This window comes from Nocardia sp. CA-119907 (assembly GCF_050955995.1).
Taxonomy (GTDB): Bacteria; Actinomycetota; Actinomycetes; order Mycobacteriales; family Mycobacteriaceae; genus Nocardia.
In genome coordinates this window covers 8,686,502-8,706,782 of the sequence record NZ_CP192091.1, presented here as the reverse complement: position 1 = coordinate 8,706,782, position 20,281 = coordinate 8,686,502, and the positions used below count along the sequence as shown (strand labels likewise).

The following is a 20,281-nucleotide window of genomic DNA, read 5'->3' as shown; positions in this document are numbered from 1 at the left end:
GGACACTTTGCTGTCCAAGGCCTACAAAGACGCCTTCAAACAGGCACAGCAACAAGCCGAGCGGGCCTACCGCGACAATCGCGCGATCGCGGACACCATGATCGATGCCGCCGCCCATCAGGCCGCCGCACGCGAGGTCCGCAACCGACTTGTCGAATTGGGTCCGCACCTCGACGGCGGTGACCTCGCCGTGTTCTATCGCGCGCAGTGGGACAGCGCGCACGGGATCGCCCCCCAGCACGACGAAGCGCCGCCGGTGCGGCACACCGATTCCCCGGCCATACGGGACCAGCGCGCCCGTCAGTACGCGGCTGAGATCGAATCCCTTCGCCTGCTGCGTGATTCGGGCCGATTCGTCCCGGTCGGTCCCGCCGAACGCGCCTACACCGACGCCTACGATCGGGCCTACCGGCGGGCCGAGCGTGCCGCGGCCCGCTCCAATGACCCCACCGCGATCCGGCCGGAGCGGGCGGGCTACGAAGCCGGGCGCGACGCACTGCGCAAGTATCTCGACAAGACCGGACTGGAAGAGGCCGAGGTCGCGTTCGATGTCGCGCGCCACGCCGACGACAATGTCGACAACTATCGGCCCTGGGATACCGACGTCGCCGACCCGGCTGGACGGCCCGCCGATACGGAGGCGCCGACGCGTCAACTCGGCGATAGCGAGGCCGCCGACCTGGTGCGCCGCGCGCTCGATCACGAACTCGCCGAGGATCCGGGTGGTGCGCGCCTGACCGATCGGGTCGCCGAGTTCCCGGGCCACAAGCCGGTGGGGCGTGGACGGTTGGTGGTCGTCGCGCCGGAGGGCCAGCACATGGACGCGCTGCGTGAGCTGGCGGCGACGCGGCCGGAGTACTCCACCGTGCTATGGGACGGTACGCAGCGGATCGAATATCTGCAGGTAGGGCTGGGTTCCGACGGTCTACACGACGTCAGATCCATACCGGACGCGGTCGCCGAGGGGCCATATCGTCGCCCGAGCGAAGACGAGGCGGCGGCCGAGATGCTGGCGCACTACCTGCGTTTCCGCGCCGCTGGGCAGACCGATCTCGGATTCGACGCCTGGGTGCGTCAACTGGGACCGGACTGCTTCAACACCCGGGACAACGCGTCCGCGGCACTCGAAGGCCGACTGCGCCTCGACTTCATGGCCCGCGGCTATGCCGCGGCCGAGGCCGATCCGTCGGTGGCGGAACCACATCCCGCCGAGGTCGCCCGCCGACTCATGACCCGTCAGGTGCCGATGCCGGTGGGTACCGACCCGACCGGCGAGGTGCGTGCCCGGCGCTGGCCGCAGTTCACACAGGTCGCGGTCAACACCCGCACGTGGGGTTTCCCGATCACACTGCAATCCGACGGCAATGGTGGGTGGCGGGTCGCGGCGCCGGGCGGGGAGGGCCACGCCGCCGACGTGCTGGCCCGGCAGTTCCAGGGCATGTCGGATACCGATTCGGCGCGGCTGGCCGACCGGATCAGCAAGATCCTGCTCGACGGTAAAGCGGATCTGAACGAGCACGGTGCCCCGAAGGGCCTGCTGCGCAGGATCACCGACCGGCTGTCCTTCGGAACCCGCTCGGACCAGGGTGATTCCGGTAGCCGACCGATCGATCGGCCACGGCCAGAGGACGATTCGTTCGACGCGCCGGAGTTCCCGCACGGTGATCCGGACGCGGGTGCGCAGGACCGGGAGGCGGCGCAGCGCCGCCAGGACGAGCTCGATCGGCTGGCCGACGAGAACGCGCTGGCCATGCGTGAACGTGATGAGGCGAGGCTCGCGGGGGATCCCGAGCGGATCGCCGCGGCCGAGGCGCGTGTCGAGCGGCTCGATGCGGAGTTGGCGGCGGCACAGCATCGCGATGCGCTCTTGCGCGCGGGTGCGATTCCGGTGACCGATCGGGTCGGTGTGGTGCCGGGCGAACCCGCGCGGATCTACTTGGTCGGCCGGGGCCATGACGACCCGTTCCGGGTGTTGGACGCGGCGGCGGCCGAACATCCGCGGTTGGCCGAATTGCGGCAGACGCCGGGCACTGTCGTGCGTGAACTGCGGATCGGACCGCACGGCGAGACGCGGGTACTGCGCATCGATGGTGAAGCGGTGCAACGGGAATCGACGCAGCGGCCGAGTGCGGAGGTCGCGCGTCGGCCCGATTCGGAAGTCGAACAGCAGCCCGTCGCGCAGGCCGGTGGTGGCGGAAAGAAGCCGCCGTCCCAGCCGCCGGTGCCCGTCGGATCGCCGGACGATCCGGGCGCGGATCCGGCACGGAACTCGCACTCCGACAACGGATCCGTCGATCCGGACGCGCCCCGCCGGGTGGTCATCGATGCCAACGGCGACGAGGTACCGCTGCGGCTCACACCGGAAGGCGACCACTGGCGCGTCGAAGCCCCCTCGGAAGGCGCCCCACCGGCGCGGCCCGCGGAGTCCGAACCGCCGGAACGGAAGTCGCCGCTGCGCCGGGCTTGGGAACGCATTCGCGAGAAGCTGCGGGTGCGCGGCTACGTCGGCGACTACCCCAAGTATCCGTCGGGATCGGGTGAGGACCGCAAGGGGCAGACGGCGCTGAAGGATGCCGTCGAAAATGCGCCGAAGCTGTTCGAACACCATCCCGCCCAGCCGACGCCCCATGCGCCGCAGACATCGGGGCACGACGTCGTGGCCCGCCCCGCACCGGAGCATTCGGATCAAGCCCTCAATTTCGCCCGGATCGCGAAGGAGGGCTGGACCGCGTGGCGCAACCGTGAACATCTGCCGATCCTGAACAAACTCTCCGGCCGAATCCGGGATGTGGCAGGTGATTTCGTCGCTCCGCGCACTCCCGACGGCGAGGAATACCGGTTCTGGGTGAGCGATGCCGATCCGGATCTCGTGCGTCAGACCGTCACCGAACTGCTCGAGGTCGAAGCGATCGCACCGGAGGAGGCCAAGGCCGTTCTCGAGGAGGCGCTCGCCGTCGCCGATCCGGAACAGCGGCAACGCATCATCGACGATCTGGAGAACTTCGACCTCATCTCCCACGACGAGGCCAGGGCGCTGGAGGCGGAACCGCCGCCCACACAACCGGATCCGGGTGCCGAACTCGACGGCGCGCCGCCACAGGACGAATCGCTGACCGATACCGCGCACCGGCTCGGCTTCGATCTGCCCGATGAGAGCCCGGAGACCATCCAGCGGGTGCTCGCCGAGCAGGAATTCCGGGCCATGCGCGAGGCGGCCGCGATCGCCGGACTCGCCGAGGCGGCCGACCGCTTCAACGAGGAGGTCACGCGTCCCTACGTCCGGGAGGATCTGGCCGGGGTGGGGCCCGAGCTGGACGGCTCGAGGCCTCCGGCGGGCGAACTCGACGATCCCGACGCCCGCGCTCGAATCGACGAGGACGACGACTACTTCGACGAGGACGAGGCGGCCGAGCAACCGAAAGCGCGCTGGGGTGTGCAAGATGCCGAAGGCCGTCCGGTGCCGCTGGCCGACCGGGTCAGCATTTTCGACGACAACCCGATGGGCCGCTTCCTCAAGGAGCTGATCAGCGCCTTCGACGGACATCCCGGTCTGCAGAACTACACCCCGGTCGGCAATGGCTCCGATCCGCTGCGCGAGTGGGGCGATATCGGGTCGGGCCAGGAACTGGGCCGCGACCAGGGCCCACGGGTGTTCTTCGAGCACGCGCTGCGCCGCGACCAACTGCGCGATGAGGTTTCGACCTGGGCGCAGATGTTCGGTCTCGACCTGAACGATGTGAATCCGAGGAATCTGGACGCCACACTGCGCCGACTCTGGGCCGAGCACGATGCGCGCGTCGCCAGGGTCACCGAATTCGCCGCGGCCGCAGAACCGCATCTGCACGCCGAATCGCCCGAGCCCGTCGGTGAGGTCCACGGCGATCAGGTCGCCCGGGTGCCGGTCGGTGACGGCGCGCCGGACCGGCTCGTGGTCATCGACGGTCCGCTGGACCGGGCGGACGCCCTGGCCAAGGCGCTCGCCGATGATCCGGCGCTGGCCGACGCGCTCAACCGCGGCGAGGTCGAACTGGATTACCGGGCCGCTCGTGAGGACCGGCTGGGACAGATCCACCTCGACCCGGTGGAAACGCCCGAGGTGTATCACCATCGGGAGACCATCGATGGCCGGGAACTGGTCGTGACGATGGTGCGCGATAACGACGGTCAGTGGCGTGCGGTCCAGGCGCCGGTCGACGCGCCGACCGGTGGTGATCCGATCGATGCTGCCACGCAGCCGCGCACTCGACTCGAGATCGTGCGCGAACTCGTCAATGTGGCAAGGGAACTCGGCCTCGGACCGGAGGACTTGCACCCGGATCGGGTGGCGCAGACGATCGCGGAGCTGAGGCTGGCCAATGCGCTGCGGGCCGGTCAGGTCGAGGCGCTGGCCGACTTCGCGCGCACGATGGACCAGATCTCGAATTTCAACGATATCGGCGATGCGCGCGGCCAACTCGCGCACCGGCTCGATATCCCCGAGGCGGAGCTGACACCGGAGCGCGCCGGGGCGGCGCTCGCCGATGAGTCGTGGCGAAATGCCCGGCGGGATCAGCAATTCAAGGATCTGGCCGACTATGCCAAGCGACTGCGCGACATCGACCTGGACGCGGTCAATGCCGCCCGTGATCGGTTGGCTTCCCGTCTCGGACTGGTGGATTCGGATCCGCTGCAGCCGACGAAGGTCAAGGTGGCCGACGACGGCGAGATCATTCGCTCGTTGGACACGAACGGTTTGGATCCGGCCAAGCTGCGCAAGGTGATCGCCGGGCTGGAGGCCGAGGGCAAGCACGAACAGGTCGTCGGTGCGCTCACCGAATACCTGCGGGCCCTGATCGATATCGATCTGTACTCCGATGTGCCGCGAGGTGATCTCAGCGCGGATCCCCGGGCCGCGGGCGAACCGCCGATCCATGAGTTGGGCGCGGTGCGGGCATTGCGCGAAATCATTGCCGAGGCAATGCAATCCGGGAATGCGCTCGATTTCGGACAGGTGCTCGCCGAGCATCCCGGCCGCGACGGTAACTTCACGCCGGGCCAGGAGAGTTCCAACCGGCACGGGCGGCCGGAGCCCAGTCGCGATTGGGCCCGCCTGGTCGGTGTCGATATCGCGGACGCGGACGATGCGACCTTCCGCAAGGTCTATGAGGCATACCGCGACGGCAAGATCGAGAAGCACGAGGGGCTCAGCCCGGCCGAACTGACCAAGGAACTCGCCCGCATCCGTGCCGAGATCCGTGCGCGGGCGGAGCGGATTCGGGCGCTGGCCGCTCTGTATGACGAGTACTCGTCGGCACCTGAGGAGTTGACGTCTGGCGGTTCCGATCCCGGCGTCGGTGGATCGCCGAAGTTGGGTGGGCCTGACGACAGTGGGTCGGGTGCTATGCCACCGAGTGGTTCCCAGCCCGGATCGGGTGGATCGAATGACGGTGGGGCTGCTGGGACGCCGCCGCGGTCGGGTGGTTCGGAGGGAACTGAGGAGGCGCCGAAGACAGGTGGATCGGACGATGGTGGATCCGCCGCCACGCCGCCGGATGGTCGCGAGCCCGGATCCAGTGGATCGCCCAAGGTGGGCGGGTCGGACGATGGCGGGTCCGTTGCGACGCCGCTGCGGTCGGATGGTTCGACGGGGTCTGGCGAAGCGTCGAAGGTGGGCGGATCGGATGACGGTGGATCTGCTACCGCGCCGCGGCCGGGTGGTTCCGATCCTGTATCCGGCCAGACGTCGAAACCGAGTGGGTCGGACGATGGTGGGGCCGCCGCGCGTCGTACCCCAGGCGGCGAAGATCCTGCCGCACAGCCGGATTCGGGAGAAGTCCCGGATACTCGGTCGGAGTGGAAGCGGCGCATGGATGCCGAGCAGGCCGAGTGGAATGCGCGGATGCACGCGGAACTCGACGAGTGGGTCGCCCAGATGCGTGGCGGCGACGAGGTACCACCGAGCACTGCGACCGATCCGCGGACCAGGATCGATGAGGCGCTGCGGCGCGAATCCGAGGCCGCCGAGGAAAGTTTCCGGCGTCGCGATGCGGAGGGTGCGGCCGAGCATCAGGAGCTGATGGATCATCTCGACGAGTTGGCACGTCGGCTGGAGGAAGGTTCGGGCGACCCCGACCCGCGCGAAGAGGCTGTGCCGGAACATGATCCGGCGCGGATCGATGCGGCGTTGGAGCGTGAGTCGGCGGCTGCGGAGGAGGCGTTCCGGCGTCGCGATGCGGAGGGTGCGGCCGAGCATCAGGAGCTGATGGATCATCTCGACGAGTTGGCTCGTCGGCTGGAGGAACGATTCGCTGCTCTGGAAGAGCTTGTCCCGGAACCCAATTCGGCGGAACCGGAGTCGCGGATCGATGCGGCGTTGGCACGTGAGTCAGCGGCCGCGGAGGAGGCGTTCCGACGTCGGGACGAGGACGGCGAGGCCAGGCATCAAGAGCTGATGGACCACCTCGACGAGGTGGGGCGGCGGCTCGAGGAACTTCGGCAGCCGGATGAGGGCCCGGAAGAGGACGGACCCGAGCCCACCGCACCGCCATCCGGTCCGCCGCGCGCCCCATCGGACAGCCCCGCGTCCGGCGCGAAGCGGATTCCGACCTCGGATGAGGGCGGCGGTTCGCGGCGGCGCGATCCTTCGGAGGGCGCGGAGTCGGGTGTGAAGCCGGTTCCGGTGCTGGGTGAGGGTGATGGTTCGCGGCCCCGTTCGGAGGGACCGGAGTCCGGGGCGAAGCCGATTTCGGCCTCGGATGAGGCCGACGGTCCGCAGCCGCACGATCCGAATGTGGATGGGGGAGCCGAGAAGTCGGCGCACCAAGCGCCGGAACATCCACCGCTGCAGGCGGAATCGCGTCCGATTGTCGACGAATGGTCCAAGCGCAGCCCGCGTAAGGTGGCCAAGATCCTCGCGCGGCGGCATTCGATCGAGGTGGAGGGCTGCCGTCGCAAGGGCATCGATCCGGAAGTGGTTCGCGAAATCGCGCGCGCCGTGGACGAGATGCTGACCAAGCATCCGCAGATGAAACTCGCGGGCATTCGTATCGAACCCCGAAGCGCGGGTCACCCTGAGGGCGGAGTCGCCTATACGAGCACGAGCCCCCGCGTCGGCCCGGATGCGCCACTGTCCGAACGCCTCCGGCAAGTGACTCCGTCGATCATCGTCCTCGAGGAATCCGCGCGCGGGCAGTCGTGGGGGCTCGATCCGGACACGCTGGCGTCGAAGACCAGCCGCGATGGGATGCGGATCATCGGCGCGGACCGCCCCGTATACGGCGTGATGGTGCACGAACTCGGCCACGTCCTGGATTACGCCGGACAGGGCCGCGCACAGCAGCGGGCGCTGGATACGCTGCGCGACCACTACCTCGCCACCCGCGCCAACCCCACCGAGGCCGACTTCCGCGCCTGGGTCGACCAACTCACCCGCTACAGCTTCGACGGCGACAACCTGGACCCCGGCGAAGCCCTCGCCGACGCCTTCCGCGAGGTCGAGCGCTACGGCGAGAACGCATCCGAACCCGCCCAAGTCCTCCACCGCCTCCTCGTCGAGGAATCGCGAGCAGGTGCGTCGAGCTCGGTCGAGTTCGTCAACCGCGCCCTCCCGGTCTCCGTCGAACTGTGGCCCGTCGGCTCCGATATCGAACAGCCCCAACATAATTCGCAACCGTCGCGAGACGCGCAGTCCGCTCCGGCCCACCCGGAACAGCCCGGTTCCATCGACCGACCGGAGACCACGACCGCGCGCACCGACAACGAGCCGGTGGCACAACAGCCGCCTTCCCCCGACCCACAGTCCGTCCCGGCTACCCCAGCACCCGGCGACCGTCCGGAAGCTGCGACACCACACCCCGACAACGACCCAGTGGCCGAAGCCGGTGGCGGCTCCAAGAAGCCTCCCGCCGGACCCCCAGCCCCACCGTCATCCAGCCCGGACGAGCCCCCACCGTCCGATCGAAACGAGCCGGACGCATCCGAACCAGATAAGCCCCTGCCATCAGGCCCAATCGAGCCGGATCCCACGGGACAGAACAAGCGGGAAGCGCTCGAGCCGGAAGCAGGCGAGCCGGAAGCGGCCGAGCAGAGCGGACCCGAAGCGGCCAGGCCAAGCGCACCTACAGCAGCACCCGAGCAGAACGGCCCCTCGGCGGCCAGCCGGAACGAGCCACCGGCGTCCGGGCCGAGCGAGCCGAAGGAAGCTGGTTCGGGTGAGTCGAGAGTGGCTGGGCGCGAGGAGGTTCCGGCTGAGGGGCGTGCGGAGGTCGAGGGCGACTCGGGGGCCGAGAGGCGGGCGGCCGGGGATGCGCATGATGAGGATGTGCGGGCGCATGCTGATGCGGTTGCGCGGCGGGACGCGCTTGCGGCTCGGGTGCGGGAGCTGGCGGATCGGCTGCCGCCGCAGGAGGATCCGGATGCGTGGACGCCGCGGCGGATTCGGGCGACCATTGCCGAATTCGCTGGCAGGCGTCTGATTTCGGATGCGGACCGTGCTGTCATCGGTGAACTCGCCCGGCTCGCACCGGAGTTCGTGCGGGTGGATGCCGAGGTGGGTGAGTTCGCGGCCCGGATCGGGTTGGTCGACGAGTACGACCGGTTGCTGCAGGAGCGGCAGGATCTGGTGCGCGAACGAGAGTTCGTGCGGGCCAAGGCGAATGAGCGCGCCGCCAATATGGGGCTGGACGATTCGACCGAATGGGTGCGGCGGGATCCGGATTCGCGCGACGAGGCGATCCAGGGGCTGCACACCCGCGCGCGTACCGATGTCGTCGAGGTGGAGGGTGGCCTCGAGGAGGCGAACCGACAGGTACGCAGTCCGGTCGAAGGCGATGAGCAGGGGCGTCGCGAGGAAGCGCTGCGCAAGCTGATCACGGCGACCGAGGATTTCGAATCCCTCGACGACCAGATCCGCGGGATCGACCAGCGGCTGTCCGAACTCGAGGACCAGGGCGTCGCGCGGCACCGGCCACCTTCGGAGGAGGGCGCCGCCGAAATCGACCGGATGGCGCGCGAACGCGCCGAGGAACTGCGCCAGATCAAACCCCGCCGCGGCATGCGCGACGACCTCGCCGTCCGCCTCGGCGTCGTCGACGAATCGGGACATCCGGATGAGGCGGCGCTGCAACCGGATCGACTGCCCGACACCATCGCCGAACTGCGCGATCGGGCCGCGGAAACCACGCTGTACGGTGACGAATACCGCGCTCGGATGCGCGAGATCGACGCCTTGGCCGACGCCGCCGACGATGTGAACCAGGCGCACAACCGCATCGGCCGCCTGCAGGACGAAATGGCGAGGGCCGCAGGCGTATGGCGTCAGCAGGTCGAGGCCGAGGGCGGGCGCATGGTGACCGACCGGGTCGGCATCGTGGAGGGTGAGCGGCCGCGCATCATCGTGTTCGGTCCGCGCAGCGACCCCGCGTCGCCGCGCGCGGATCATGATCACGCGCTGGCCGATGCGCTGCGCCGTGACCCCGCCGTCGCGCAGGCGATGGTGCGCCTCGAGACCCGTGTCGAATACCGTCAGGTGCTCGCCGATCGCGAGGGCAATACCCGCACGGTGCAGCTGGCGCCGCCGGAGATCCGCCGCCTGAGCACCGGCTGGCACAACGGCAGGCGCATGGACATGACGTCCTGGGTCGACGCCGAAGGTGTTGTGCACCACGTCGATCCGACCCGACCGGACTGGGTGGGCAATCGCGACGGCGGCACGGTGCCCAAGAAGTTCACCCCGAAGGATCCGCCGGACGGGGTGAGCGGCTGGGCGATGGAGGATGTCGTCAACGACATCACCTTGCCCACCGATGACGTCCCGCCGGGCGAAGTCCCCGAGAGCACACTGCCGGTGCACATGCCGCAGGCGCCATCGCGTTACGACACCTCCGGGGTGCCGCCGGGGATGGGTATCTTCGAACAGCACTGGGGCAATGACGCTTACAACATCACGCGGTTGATCTTGATGGCCGCGCAGACCCCGCAGCATCCCGCGGTGAAGGCGTGGATCCAGCGTCATCCGGAGATCGGTGAATGGGTGCAGGCCCGGCCGTGGCTGCAGAAGATTCCGCCGTTCGGCACCGTCTTCCGCAACTACGACTGGTTCGCCGGGCCGGAGCGCAATGTGCAGCCGATGCACCGCCCATGGGATCCGGCCGAACACGGCAACCCGGCCGATCGGGTGGAGATTTCCGAAGCGCTGCAACGCGAATGGGATCGCGACGCCGCCAACTGGCGTCGGGTGCAGGACTGGGCCGATGCCGAATACGACCGGTTCCTCGCCGATGACAGCGATATCGACCGGATCATCGACGGACTCGATGCCCATCGGCGCGCCCAGCAGCAGGCCGCGGCGCGCGATGTGGTCGGCGCCGTACAGGACCGGCTGGTCACCGGCGATCGGGGCATCGATCCGATGCGCGACGTCGATGCGCAGCTGCGGCGGATCGATGACGAAACCGGCCGCGTCGCAGCCGATGTCGCCAACCATTTCGCTACCGACGATCCGGTCGCGGTGCGCGACACCATCGCCGACATTCGTGAACTGCTGAGTGCCGGTGCCGATCCGGATGCCATTGCCGCGATCCTGGCCCAGCACATGCGCCACGACGTACCGGATTTCACCCCTGCCGAAATCGCGCAGATCAAGAACCACCTGATGGTCGACGAACATCTGGTGCGCGACTACACCGATCCCAATGGTGCCTATGTCCGTCGCCCGATGGATCGCCTCGCCGACGTCGCCGAGGCATGGCACCGCCTGATGGCGGGCGAACCGCTGCCAGCCGATCTCGTCCTGCTCCAGGACGCCCGCGCCGAATCGAACTTCCTGCGCGCCAATCCCGGCGCCACCTGGCGGGCCGCCAATACCCACGCCATCGGCCTCGGCTTCCACTGGGACGCGAACCGTCCGCCGCTCACCGACTGGCGCGCCGAGATCCCCTACGCGGTGAATACCCTGGCCCCGGACCCGGCCTGGTCGCCGCCCGCCGATCGCGGGCCGGAACTGCCGCCGGATGAGCCGCCGTTGGGTGCTGTTCCGCCGAAGCCGGATACCCCGGGCTCCGGTGGTGGCGCGCGTCGCCCCGAATCCAGTGGTTCGGACGCCGACTCGGGGGCGGAGCCACGCCCGGACGAGCAGGCCGAATCGCCACGCAACCAAGCGTCGGAGGGGGATCCCCAGCCGGAAGGCGCTGCACCGGAACGGATTCCCGATGCGGCGGCGCGGCAGGCCGAGATCGAAGGCATCGCTGACGAATGGGCGAAAGCCTTCGTCGCCCGCGAAGAAGCACGAGCGGCACGTGACGAGACGGCATCCGATCCCAGTGCGGAACCGTCTGATGAACAACGTTCGGCGACAGCACGATTCGACGCGGCCGATGCCGAACTGACGCGCCTGAACGAAGAGTTGAGCCGTGCGGTCGCCGATGACATGGCGTATTCCGCGGCGGAAGGTGCGTCGGATCCGTCGACACCGCACAACGCAGAGAACCCGTCGACACCGCCTACCAACGAACCAGGCGATCCGGTGCGACGTATCGAGGAGGCCCGGCAGCGCGCCGAGGACGGGTTCGATGAATTGCAGCGTCGGATCGACGAGTGGCACGAGGAGGCGGTGCGGGACAACGAGCGTCGCCATGAGCAAGCCCTTCAGGCGTTGCAAGAGCCGGCACCGCCCGTCTGGCGGGCCACCGAGGACACCGCGTCCGCAGCGGATCCGACGCCGCATGCCGACGAGCCGAGCGACCCGCTACAGCGCATCGAGCAGGCGCGACAGCGGGCCGAGGCCGGGTTCGATGAGCTGCAGCGTCGGATCGACGAGTGGCACGAGGAGGCGTTGCGGGCGAACGAGCGCCGTTATCAGCAGGCGCTCGCGTCGCTGAGTGAGCCGGACCCGCGAGGCACCGAGAGTGCGGCGCGTACCGACGGGGACGACGAGCAGCATCCGGCGCCTGCCGGCGATCCGCTGCAACGTATCGAAGAGGCCTGGCAGCGTGCCGAGGCCGGATTCGATGCGTTGGAGCAGCGGATCGATGCCTGGCATGAGGAGGCCTTACGGGCAAATGAGCATCGCTACCAGGAGGCTCTCGATTCGCTGACCGACCCGGGACCGCGAGGCACCGAGAGCAGGGCCCCTTCCGACGCGGGCGAGGAGCCCCTGCGTGCGGGTGAGTCCGCCGATCCGCTGCGACGTATCGAAGAGACGTGGCAGCGTGCCGAGGCCGGGTTCGATGCGTTGGAAGATCGGATCGATGCCTGGCACGAGGAGGCGTTGCGGGAGAACGAGCGTCGCTACCGGGAGGCGCTCCAGTCGCTGAGTGAGCAGGGACCGCCGCGCGCTGAAGGCCGGTCCGACGCGGGCGGCGAGGAGCATGCACCGCGTGCGGGCGAACCCAGCGATCCGGTACGTCGCATCGAGGAGACCCGGCAGCGTGCCGAGGCCGGGTTCGATGCGTTGGAGCAGCGGATCGAGGCTTGGCACGAGGAGGCGTTGCGGGAGAACGAGCGTCGTCATCAGGAAGCTCTCCAGACGCTGAACGAGTCGGAACCGCCTGTGTGGGAAGGTGAGCCGCGGCCGACTGCCGAGCCGATCCCGGATTCCGATGCGGCGCACGATGATCCGATGCGCGCCAGCGCTGACGATCAGGGCGGCGAGCCTGGGGACGTGCGAGTGTGGCCGCTCGATGCACCCGAAGCGGAGCACCGGCCGCGGCCTTCCGACGCGGGTAACGGGGGATCGCAGCATCCGCCGCAGGAGCCGCCGAGTCCGGCGCAACCGGAGCCCGATGGGCCGGGCTCACATGGGTGGCCGCAGGACGGCCCGTCGTGGATACACGAACCTGTCACGCGGGAATTGCGTGATGCGTTGCCCGGCTTGGTCGCTCGGATCGGGGAGACCACCGCCACCCGCCAGGCCATGGAGCCCGGTATTGCCGAGGGAGCCCGGCGGCTCGGACTGAATCCGGATGGGTTGAGCCCGTTTGAAATACAGGGTGCCGTCCACGATTTGGTCGCCAGGGCAGAGGCCCGCGTCGAGGCACTGCTGGACCGGGAAAACATCCCGAGCGGCGAAATGGTGCAGCACTTCGACGATCTCCGTGCGGCCGAACGGGACGCCGCCGCGATCAGGGATGCCGCCAGCGCGTACCAGGACGAACTGCGCCGCTATATCGAGGCGGTCACCGACGAGACCGTGGCCCGACAGAGCGCGGCGGTACTCGCGTCCCGGGACGTATTGACCGGCGAGCGGGTCCACATGGTCGCCGAGGGCGTCGGGATCGCGCCCGGCGGGCAGCGGGTGCTCGTCGCGTCGCCATCATTGGCACCAGAGCAGGTCATGCCCGCCGAAGTGCGCCGTCAGTTGGCCGATCAGGGTGTTCATGTCGACTACCGCCACGTTGTCGTGAACGAATCGGGCGTCATCACCGTCACCCCGATCCGCCCGCCGGAGGAAGGCACGGCACCGGTCCACCCGTCGACGCCGCCGGAGTCGCCGGGTTCGGGTTCGGCTAGGTCGGAGTCGCCGGGTTTGGGTTCGGTTAGGCCCGAGTCGCCTGGCTCGGCGTCTGCGAGGCCGGAAGCGCCGGGTTCGGGTTCGGCTAGGCCCGAGTCGCCGGGTTCGGGTTCGGCTAGGTCGGAGTCGCCTGGTTCGGCGTCTGCGAGGCCCGAGTCGCCTGGTTCGGCGTCTGCGAGGCCCGAGTCGCCTGGCTCGGCGTCTGCGAGGCCCGAAGCGCCGGGCGCGGGCTCTGCTAGGTCGGAGTCGCCGGGGTCGGGTTCGGCGAGGCCCGAGTCGCCAGGGTCGGGGTCTGCAAGGCCAGAGAAGCCCGGCTCGAGCTCCGCCGAACCGGAAGCGACGGGCTCCAGTTCACCTGCGGAACATCGTGCGGCACAGTTCGATCCATCCGAAACGCCGCACACCGATGCGGATGGACCGGAATCCGAACCCGGCACAGTGCATGCGGACGGTCTCACCTCCGAGGCCCGAGCCGAACTCGAGCGGTTGCGCGCCGAACGCGCCGAGGCCATGGCCGAGCGCGAGGAAGTGCGCGATCTGCGCCGCATCCGGGCCGCAGGGCTGCCCGTCGATGTCGAGCGAGGGCTGCGGCCAGGTCAGCCACTCGAGCAGACGCTCGAAGAGTTGCGCAACCAGACCATGTTGGTCCAGGAGCAGGCGGCGCGGCACGAACGCATCGATGCACTCGAGCGCGCGGCCAACGAATTCAACCGTGTCGATGCCGAAGTGACGCGCCTCGACGAGGCCATCGCCGCCATCGAACTGTCCGGCACCCCGGAGGGGGTGCACGCCGAGCTGGTGCGTGAACGCGCGGCACTGGCGGCCGAGCGCGAATTCTGGCGGGCCAAGCGCAATGACCGGGCCGAGCGCTTCGATCTGCGCGATCCCGATCGCGCACTGAACCAGGACAACCTGGAACCGACCATGCGGCGGCTGAGCGGCGATATCGTCGGCACCAGGGACATTGTCGGTACCGGTGATGAAACCAGCAGGTCGGAACCGGAATTGGTGGGCTCGGTCGAACGCACGCAGCGTGAGAACGCCATGTTCAAGTTGCAGGATGCCGCCGAACGGTTCAACGAGGCCGATTCCGCGCTCGCCGACCTGGATCGGCGCATCGCCGCCCTGGAAGGCGCGAATGTCGGTGCCCACCAGCCGCTTTCAGTGGAGGTCCGGGCCGAACTCGACCGGCTGGGCGCCGAACGCGCCGCCGAGGTGCTCGCTGGTAAGCCATGGCGCGGGATGCGCGACGATCTGGCCGACCGACTCGGTGTGAACCGAGAAGCCCTGGGCCCCGGCGAGATCGATGCGACCCTGCGCGATGCGGCCGACCGGCTCGAGCCGACCGAAGAGAACACCAGGCAGCTGCGCCTGCTGCGCGAGGCCGCCGATCGAGTCAACCAGGCGGACAATAGGATCGCGCGCATCCAGGACCGGATGGCCGAGCTGGTCGGGGCCTGCCGCGACGCCTTCGGCGAAGCGGGTGCCAGGCAGATCACCGATCGAGTGGGCTTGGTCGAGGGCGAGCAACCGCGGATCATCGTGGTGGCACCGCGCGGCACACTGGAACACCCGCGCGCGGGCCACGATGCGGCGCTCGCCGATGCGATTCGACGCAATTCCGCAGTGGCACAGGCGATGACCCGCCCCGAGACCACGGTCGAATATCACGAGATCGTCGCCGAACGCGAGGAACCGGTGCGACTGCGCGATCTCGCGCCGCCACGCCGCGACTACCTCACCGCGGGTTGGCGCGAAGGTTCGCCCGGCATGCATCTGACCCGGTGGCAGGACGGCGAGGGCAACTGGCATCCGGTCAACCCGACCCGTCCGGACTGGACCACGAACCGGCAAGGCCCCCGCGTACCGAAGGCTTTCGAGCCGCGGGTGCTGCCAGAGGGCGTGAGTGGCTGGGCGGTCGATCCGTTCCAATCGTCCATCGTCGACCCGTTCCTGGATCCGCCGCCCGGTGCGATCGATGAGGAACTGCTGCCGCGGATACCCGGTATGGATCCGCTCGATCCGGGTGTGCCCACCTTCGAGCCGCCGATGGCGGGCGTGTTCTACAACACCATGCGCATCATCCTCGAATCGGCGAAGCTGACCGGCTTCACCTGGTTCAGTGATAAGGACCATCCTGGACGGATCAGCCCGGGATTCAAGGGACATCCCTACTTCCGTCCGCGCGCCGCCGATGTGCAGCCGATGGCGCGCGAATGGGATGTGCAGGATCGGGTGCCCGATCGTGGTGAGCTGTCGGAGGAGTTCAAGCAGCGCCAGCGTGATCAGGAGGCGGCGTGGTCGCGGGTGCAGGACTGGGCCGATACCGAATATCGACGGTTCCGTGCCGATGACAGCGATATCGACACCATCGCCGGTCACCTCGCGACACATCCGGATGCCGAAGGCGCGGCGCGCACCGTGCGTGCCGCGGAGATCGTCGATCAGATCGCCCGCAGGCTCGACAGCTCCGGTGATCTCGATCCGGTCGTCGACGCGCTCACCGGACAGTTGCGTGACGAACAGCCGGGCGACGCAACACGATTGGTCGACGACGTCCGCGCTCGGCTCGACGGTATCGACGCCGACCGTGCCGAACTGACCCGCTTGGTGGCGGACCGACTCGACGACTCGACCCCGGGCTTCACCCGCGCCGAAATCGAGCAGATCAAGAACCACCTCATGCGTGACCCGCATCTGGTGCACGACCCCAAGGACGGCATCCTGCGCCGTCGCCCGCTCGACGCCGTCGCCGATGTCGCCGAGGCCTGGAACCGCCTCATCGCGGGAAACCCACTCCCACAGGACATTCTGCTCCTCCAGGACGCCCTCGCCGAATCGAACTACCTGCACCGCAACCCGATCGCTGCCTGGCACGACGCCAACCAGCACGCCATCCGCATCGGCTTCGACTGGAACGCCAACCGCCCACCCCGCACCGACTGGCGCACCAAGATCCCCTATGCCCCACCCCGCGTAGACCACCAGCCCCACCTCCCACGCCCCCATTCATCGGAGCTGCCGAACACCCCCGCAACCAACCAACTCCCGCAACAACCCCACCCCGATCCAACCCCCGAATCGACTCCCGCCGAACCACATTCGGCCCCCGACCGCACCGAGACCCCATCCACCACCCACCCCCTCCCACCACGCGAACCCACCGACCCCGACAACGGATCGGCAGGCCCCGAACAGAATCCGTCGGAGCCCGCACCGGATCGCGATCCGGCAACCGATCAACTGCCGCCCGCAGGAGATGTGTCTTCGGTTGGTGAAGGTGCGGATTCCGCTGAGTTGGGTGGCGCTGATGGTCGGTTGGCGACAGACGGTGTGCCTGAACGTGGTCGGGATCCGTTGGAGCCCCAGCTGGGTCGTGATCCGGCAAGCGATCTGCCGCCTGCAGGAGATGTGTCTTCGGTTGGCGAAGGTGTGGACTCGGCTGAGTCGGGTGGCGCTGATGGTCGGTTGGCGACAGACGGTGTGCCTGAACGTGGTCGGGATCCGTTGGAGCCCCATTTGGGTCGTGATCCGGCAAGCGGTGAGCAGCGGCCCACCAGGGATACAGGTATCCGGTCCGAGTCCGACCCCGCGCCCGAACAAGGGCAGGATCCGTTGGACAGCACCGCCGGTCGTGATCGCACGGGCGCTGGCGAGCCGTCTGAGGGGGGTCCGCATCGCGGTCGCGGCGGCGCTGGAGAGGCGTCCGATAGTGCGTCGGGGCGGGATCCTGTCGGCGCTGGGGCGTCCGCCGACGATGCGCCTGGTCGTGATCGTGCGGGCGCTGGGGAGTCGTCCGACGACGGCGTCCGGCGGGGTCCGGTCGGAGATGACGAGTCCTCCGACGAAGTGGCGCAAGCTGATCGGGCGGATGATGGACAGCCGCCTGCGGGGGACTCGTCTTTGGCTCGCGAAGGTGCGGCCCCTGCTGAGCCCAGTGGCCGTGATGGTCGGCCGACGTCTCACCCTGAGACTTCCCGCGGTCCGTCGGAGAGCACGGCGGGTCGTGACCGTGCCGGTCAACAGGAGCCGTCCGAAGGCACGGGTAGTCGTCATCGTGTGAGTGAGGAGGGGAGTTCCGAAGGCGCGGTGGGACGTGGCCTTGTGGGTGAAGGCGAGCCGGTCGGAGAGACGGCGGGGCGTGGCCGCGTGGGTGCGGGGGAGTCGTCCGACGATGCTGCGGGGCGTGATCGTCTCGGTGACGAGTGGGCATCCGAAGGCGTGGTGGGTCGTGATCGTGCGGGTGAGGGGGAGTCGTCCGAAGGCGCGGCCAGTCGTGACCGTGTGGGTGAGGAGGGAGCGTCCGAAGGCGTGGTGGGTCGTGATCGTGCGGGTGAGGGGGAGTCGTCCGAAGGCGCGGCCAGTCGTGATCGTGCGGGTGAGGGGGAGTCGTCCGAAGGCGCGGCCAGTCGTGACCGTGTGGGTGAGGAGGGAGCGTCCGAAGGCGCGGTGGGTCGTGATCGTGTAGGTGAGGGGGAGTTGTCCGAAGGCGCGGTGGGTCATGACCGTCGAGGTGAGGGGGGTGCGCGTCGGGGGCGCGATGGTGGGGACGGCGAGAGTGAGGGGCGCTCGAGTCGGGGCGGTGCGCAGGAGCCGCCGCGCGGGCAGGAGCCGCCCGGTGGGCAGGAGCCTCCGGGTGGGCAGGAGCCTCCGGGTGGGCAGGGGCGTTCGGGGGATTCGGGGCCGCAGTCGCAGCTGCCGGGTTCACGGTTGCGTTCCCATATCCCGCATCCACCAAGGCAATACGACGAATTCGATCTGCCCGAACCACCGCGCCGGTCCCCCTTCGATCCGACGTGGCCGCTACCGAAGCACCCACCGGAACCCCAGCCGCCGCATCCCCCGACGACGCCGCATCCCCCGACGACGCCGCATCCCCCGACGACGCCGCATCCCCCGAAGCACCCTGTGCCGCCGAAGCTTCCGGTGCCGCCGAAGCCGCCCGCGCCGCCGGTGCCTCCGGAACCGCCGACTCCAAAGCCGCCGGTGCCCCCGGTGCCGCCGACACCTCCAGTTCCGCCGGTGCCTCCGGTGCCGCCGACACCTCCGGTGCCTCCGGAACCGCCGACTCCAAAGCCGCCGGTGCCCCCGGTGCCGCCGACACCCCCTGTTCCGCCGGTGCCCCCGGTGCCGCCGACACCCCCTGTTCCGCCGGTGCCTCCGGTGCCGCCGCCACCCCCTGTTCCGCCAGTGCCTCCGGTGCCGCCGACACCTCCTGTTCCGCCAGTGCCTCCGGTGCCGCCGACACCTCCGGAACCGCCGACTCCAAAGCCGCCGGTGCCCCCGGTGCCACCGACACCTCCAGTGCCGCCATTGCCTCCACAACCGCCGGTTCCACCCACGCCGCCGACGCTTCCGGATCTGCCGGTGCCGCCGACGCTTCCGGATCTGCCGGTGCCGCCGCATGTTCCGGTGCAGCCCACGCCCCCGTTCCCACCGCTCCCGCCGACGGTTCCGGAACCTCCGACGGCGCCGGAACCTCCGACGGCGCCGGAACCTCCGACGGTGCCGGAACTTCCGAAACCACCTACGGAGCCGGAAGTTCCGAAACCGCCCGTGCCTCCGCAATCGCCGGTGCTGCCGACAACTCCGACGCATCCGTTGCCGCCGACGCCCCCGGCTCCGCCTCCGGTGCTGCCAGTCGCGCCGACACCTCCTGTGTTCCCGAACCCGCCGACCGCCCCGCACCTGCCTGACCATCCGGCCCCACCGGCTTTCCAGTGGCAGGATCCACCGACGCCGCCGGGTCCCTACGATCCGGCGCATCCGCAGTCGCCGATGCCACCGTCATCGCATGCACAACTCACGGAGCTCCCGAACCGCCCGGGCACAGTCGTGCCTCCACCGGTAGCGGTACCGTCTGATCCGCGCGGAACCGGCTGGACCGATTCGATGCAGCAACCGGTGCATCCCGATCCAACGACCCACTTTGATTCGAGCCAGCAACAGTCCCACTTCGGTTCGACGCAACAACAGGCCCACCCTGGTGCCACGCAACACTCGGCTCCGCCTCCGAGTCGGCCTTTCTCATGGCAGGATCCGTCGGCCTCGCCGGGTCCGTACGATCCGGCGCATCCGCAGTCGCCGATGCCACCGTCATCGCCTGCACAACCCACGGAGCCCCCGCACCTGCCCCCGCCGATAGCGCCATCCGACCCGCCTGTGTCCGGCTGGCCCGATTCGTCGCAGCAACCGACGCATCCCCACATGCCACAGCAACCGGCGCATTCCGATTCAACCCAACACCACTCCGGCTCCACGCAGCAACAGACCTATGCCACGCAACAATCGGATCCGTCCTCGACCCCGCCGATGATGCCTCCGCCGGTCAACCCGCCATCATCGACGAGTCGAAATCGCCCGACCAACAACGGAATCCGGCATCGCGGCGTTCAAAATGGTGACGGCACCAATCTTTTCGTACAACCGTTCTCCGGATTCGGTGTGCCCGCGTACTTCGACCCGGAGACCGGTGCGCTGCGGGCGGTCGGTGGGGGTATCGGTCCGCAGGTCGGCGTGTACGGCGATCTGGGTGACGTATCGGTGGTGTTCTATCGCGACGGATCCGGGCTTGCGCTGCGGGTCGGTGCGGAGACGATCAATCTCGATGGCCCACTCGTCGCCACCGAATGGGAACCTCTCGCGAACCGGCAAACCCGCTTCGCCGTCACCGCCTCCGGCACTGTGGTCTGCCAGCTGCTGTACCGATCGCTCCCACCCGAACTGGACCTCGGCCACCTGATCCACGACGTCTGCGCCACCCCGACCCGCCGCACTCAAATCTTCACCCGCTGA

Annotated in this window: 1 protein-coding gene (only partly in view); it reads left to right on the top strand. The window is 69.0% G+C overall.

Annotated elements, in window-relative coordinates; genetic code table 11:
- Positions 1 to 20,281 carry the 3' portion of a hypothetical protein gene (locus ACQP2D_RS39250; RefSeq protein WP_433680952.1) on the top strand. It extends 8,708 nt beyond the left edge of the window, so the window shows 20,281 of its 28,989 coding nt (coding positions 8,709–28,989); the start codon falls outside the window, past its left edge; the stop codon is at positions 20,279 to 20,281.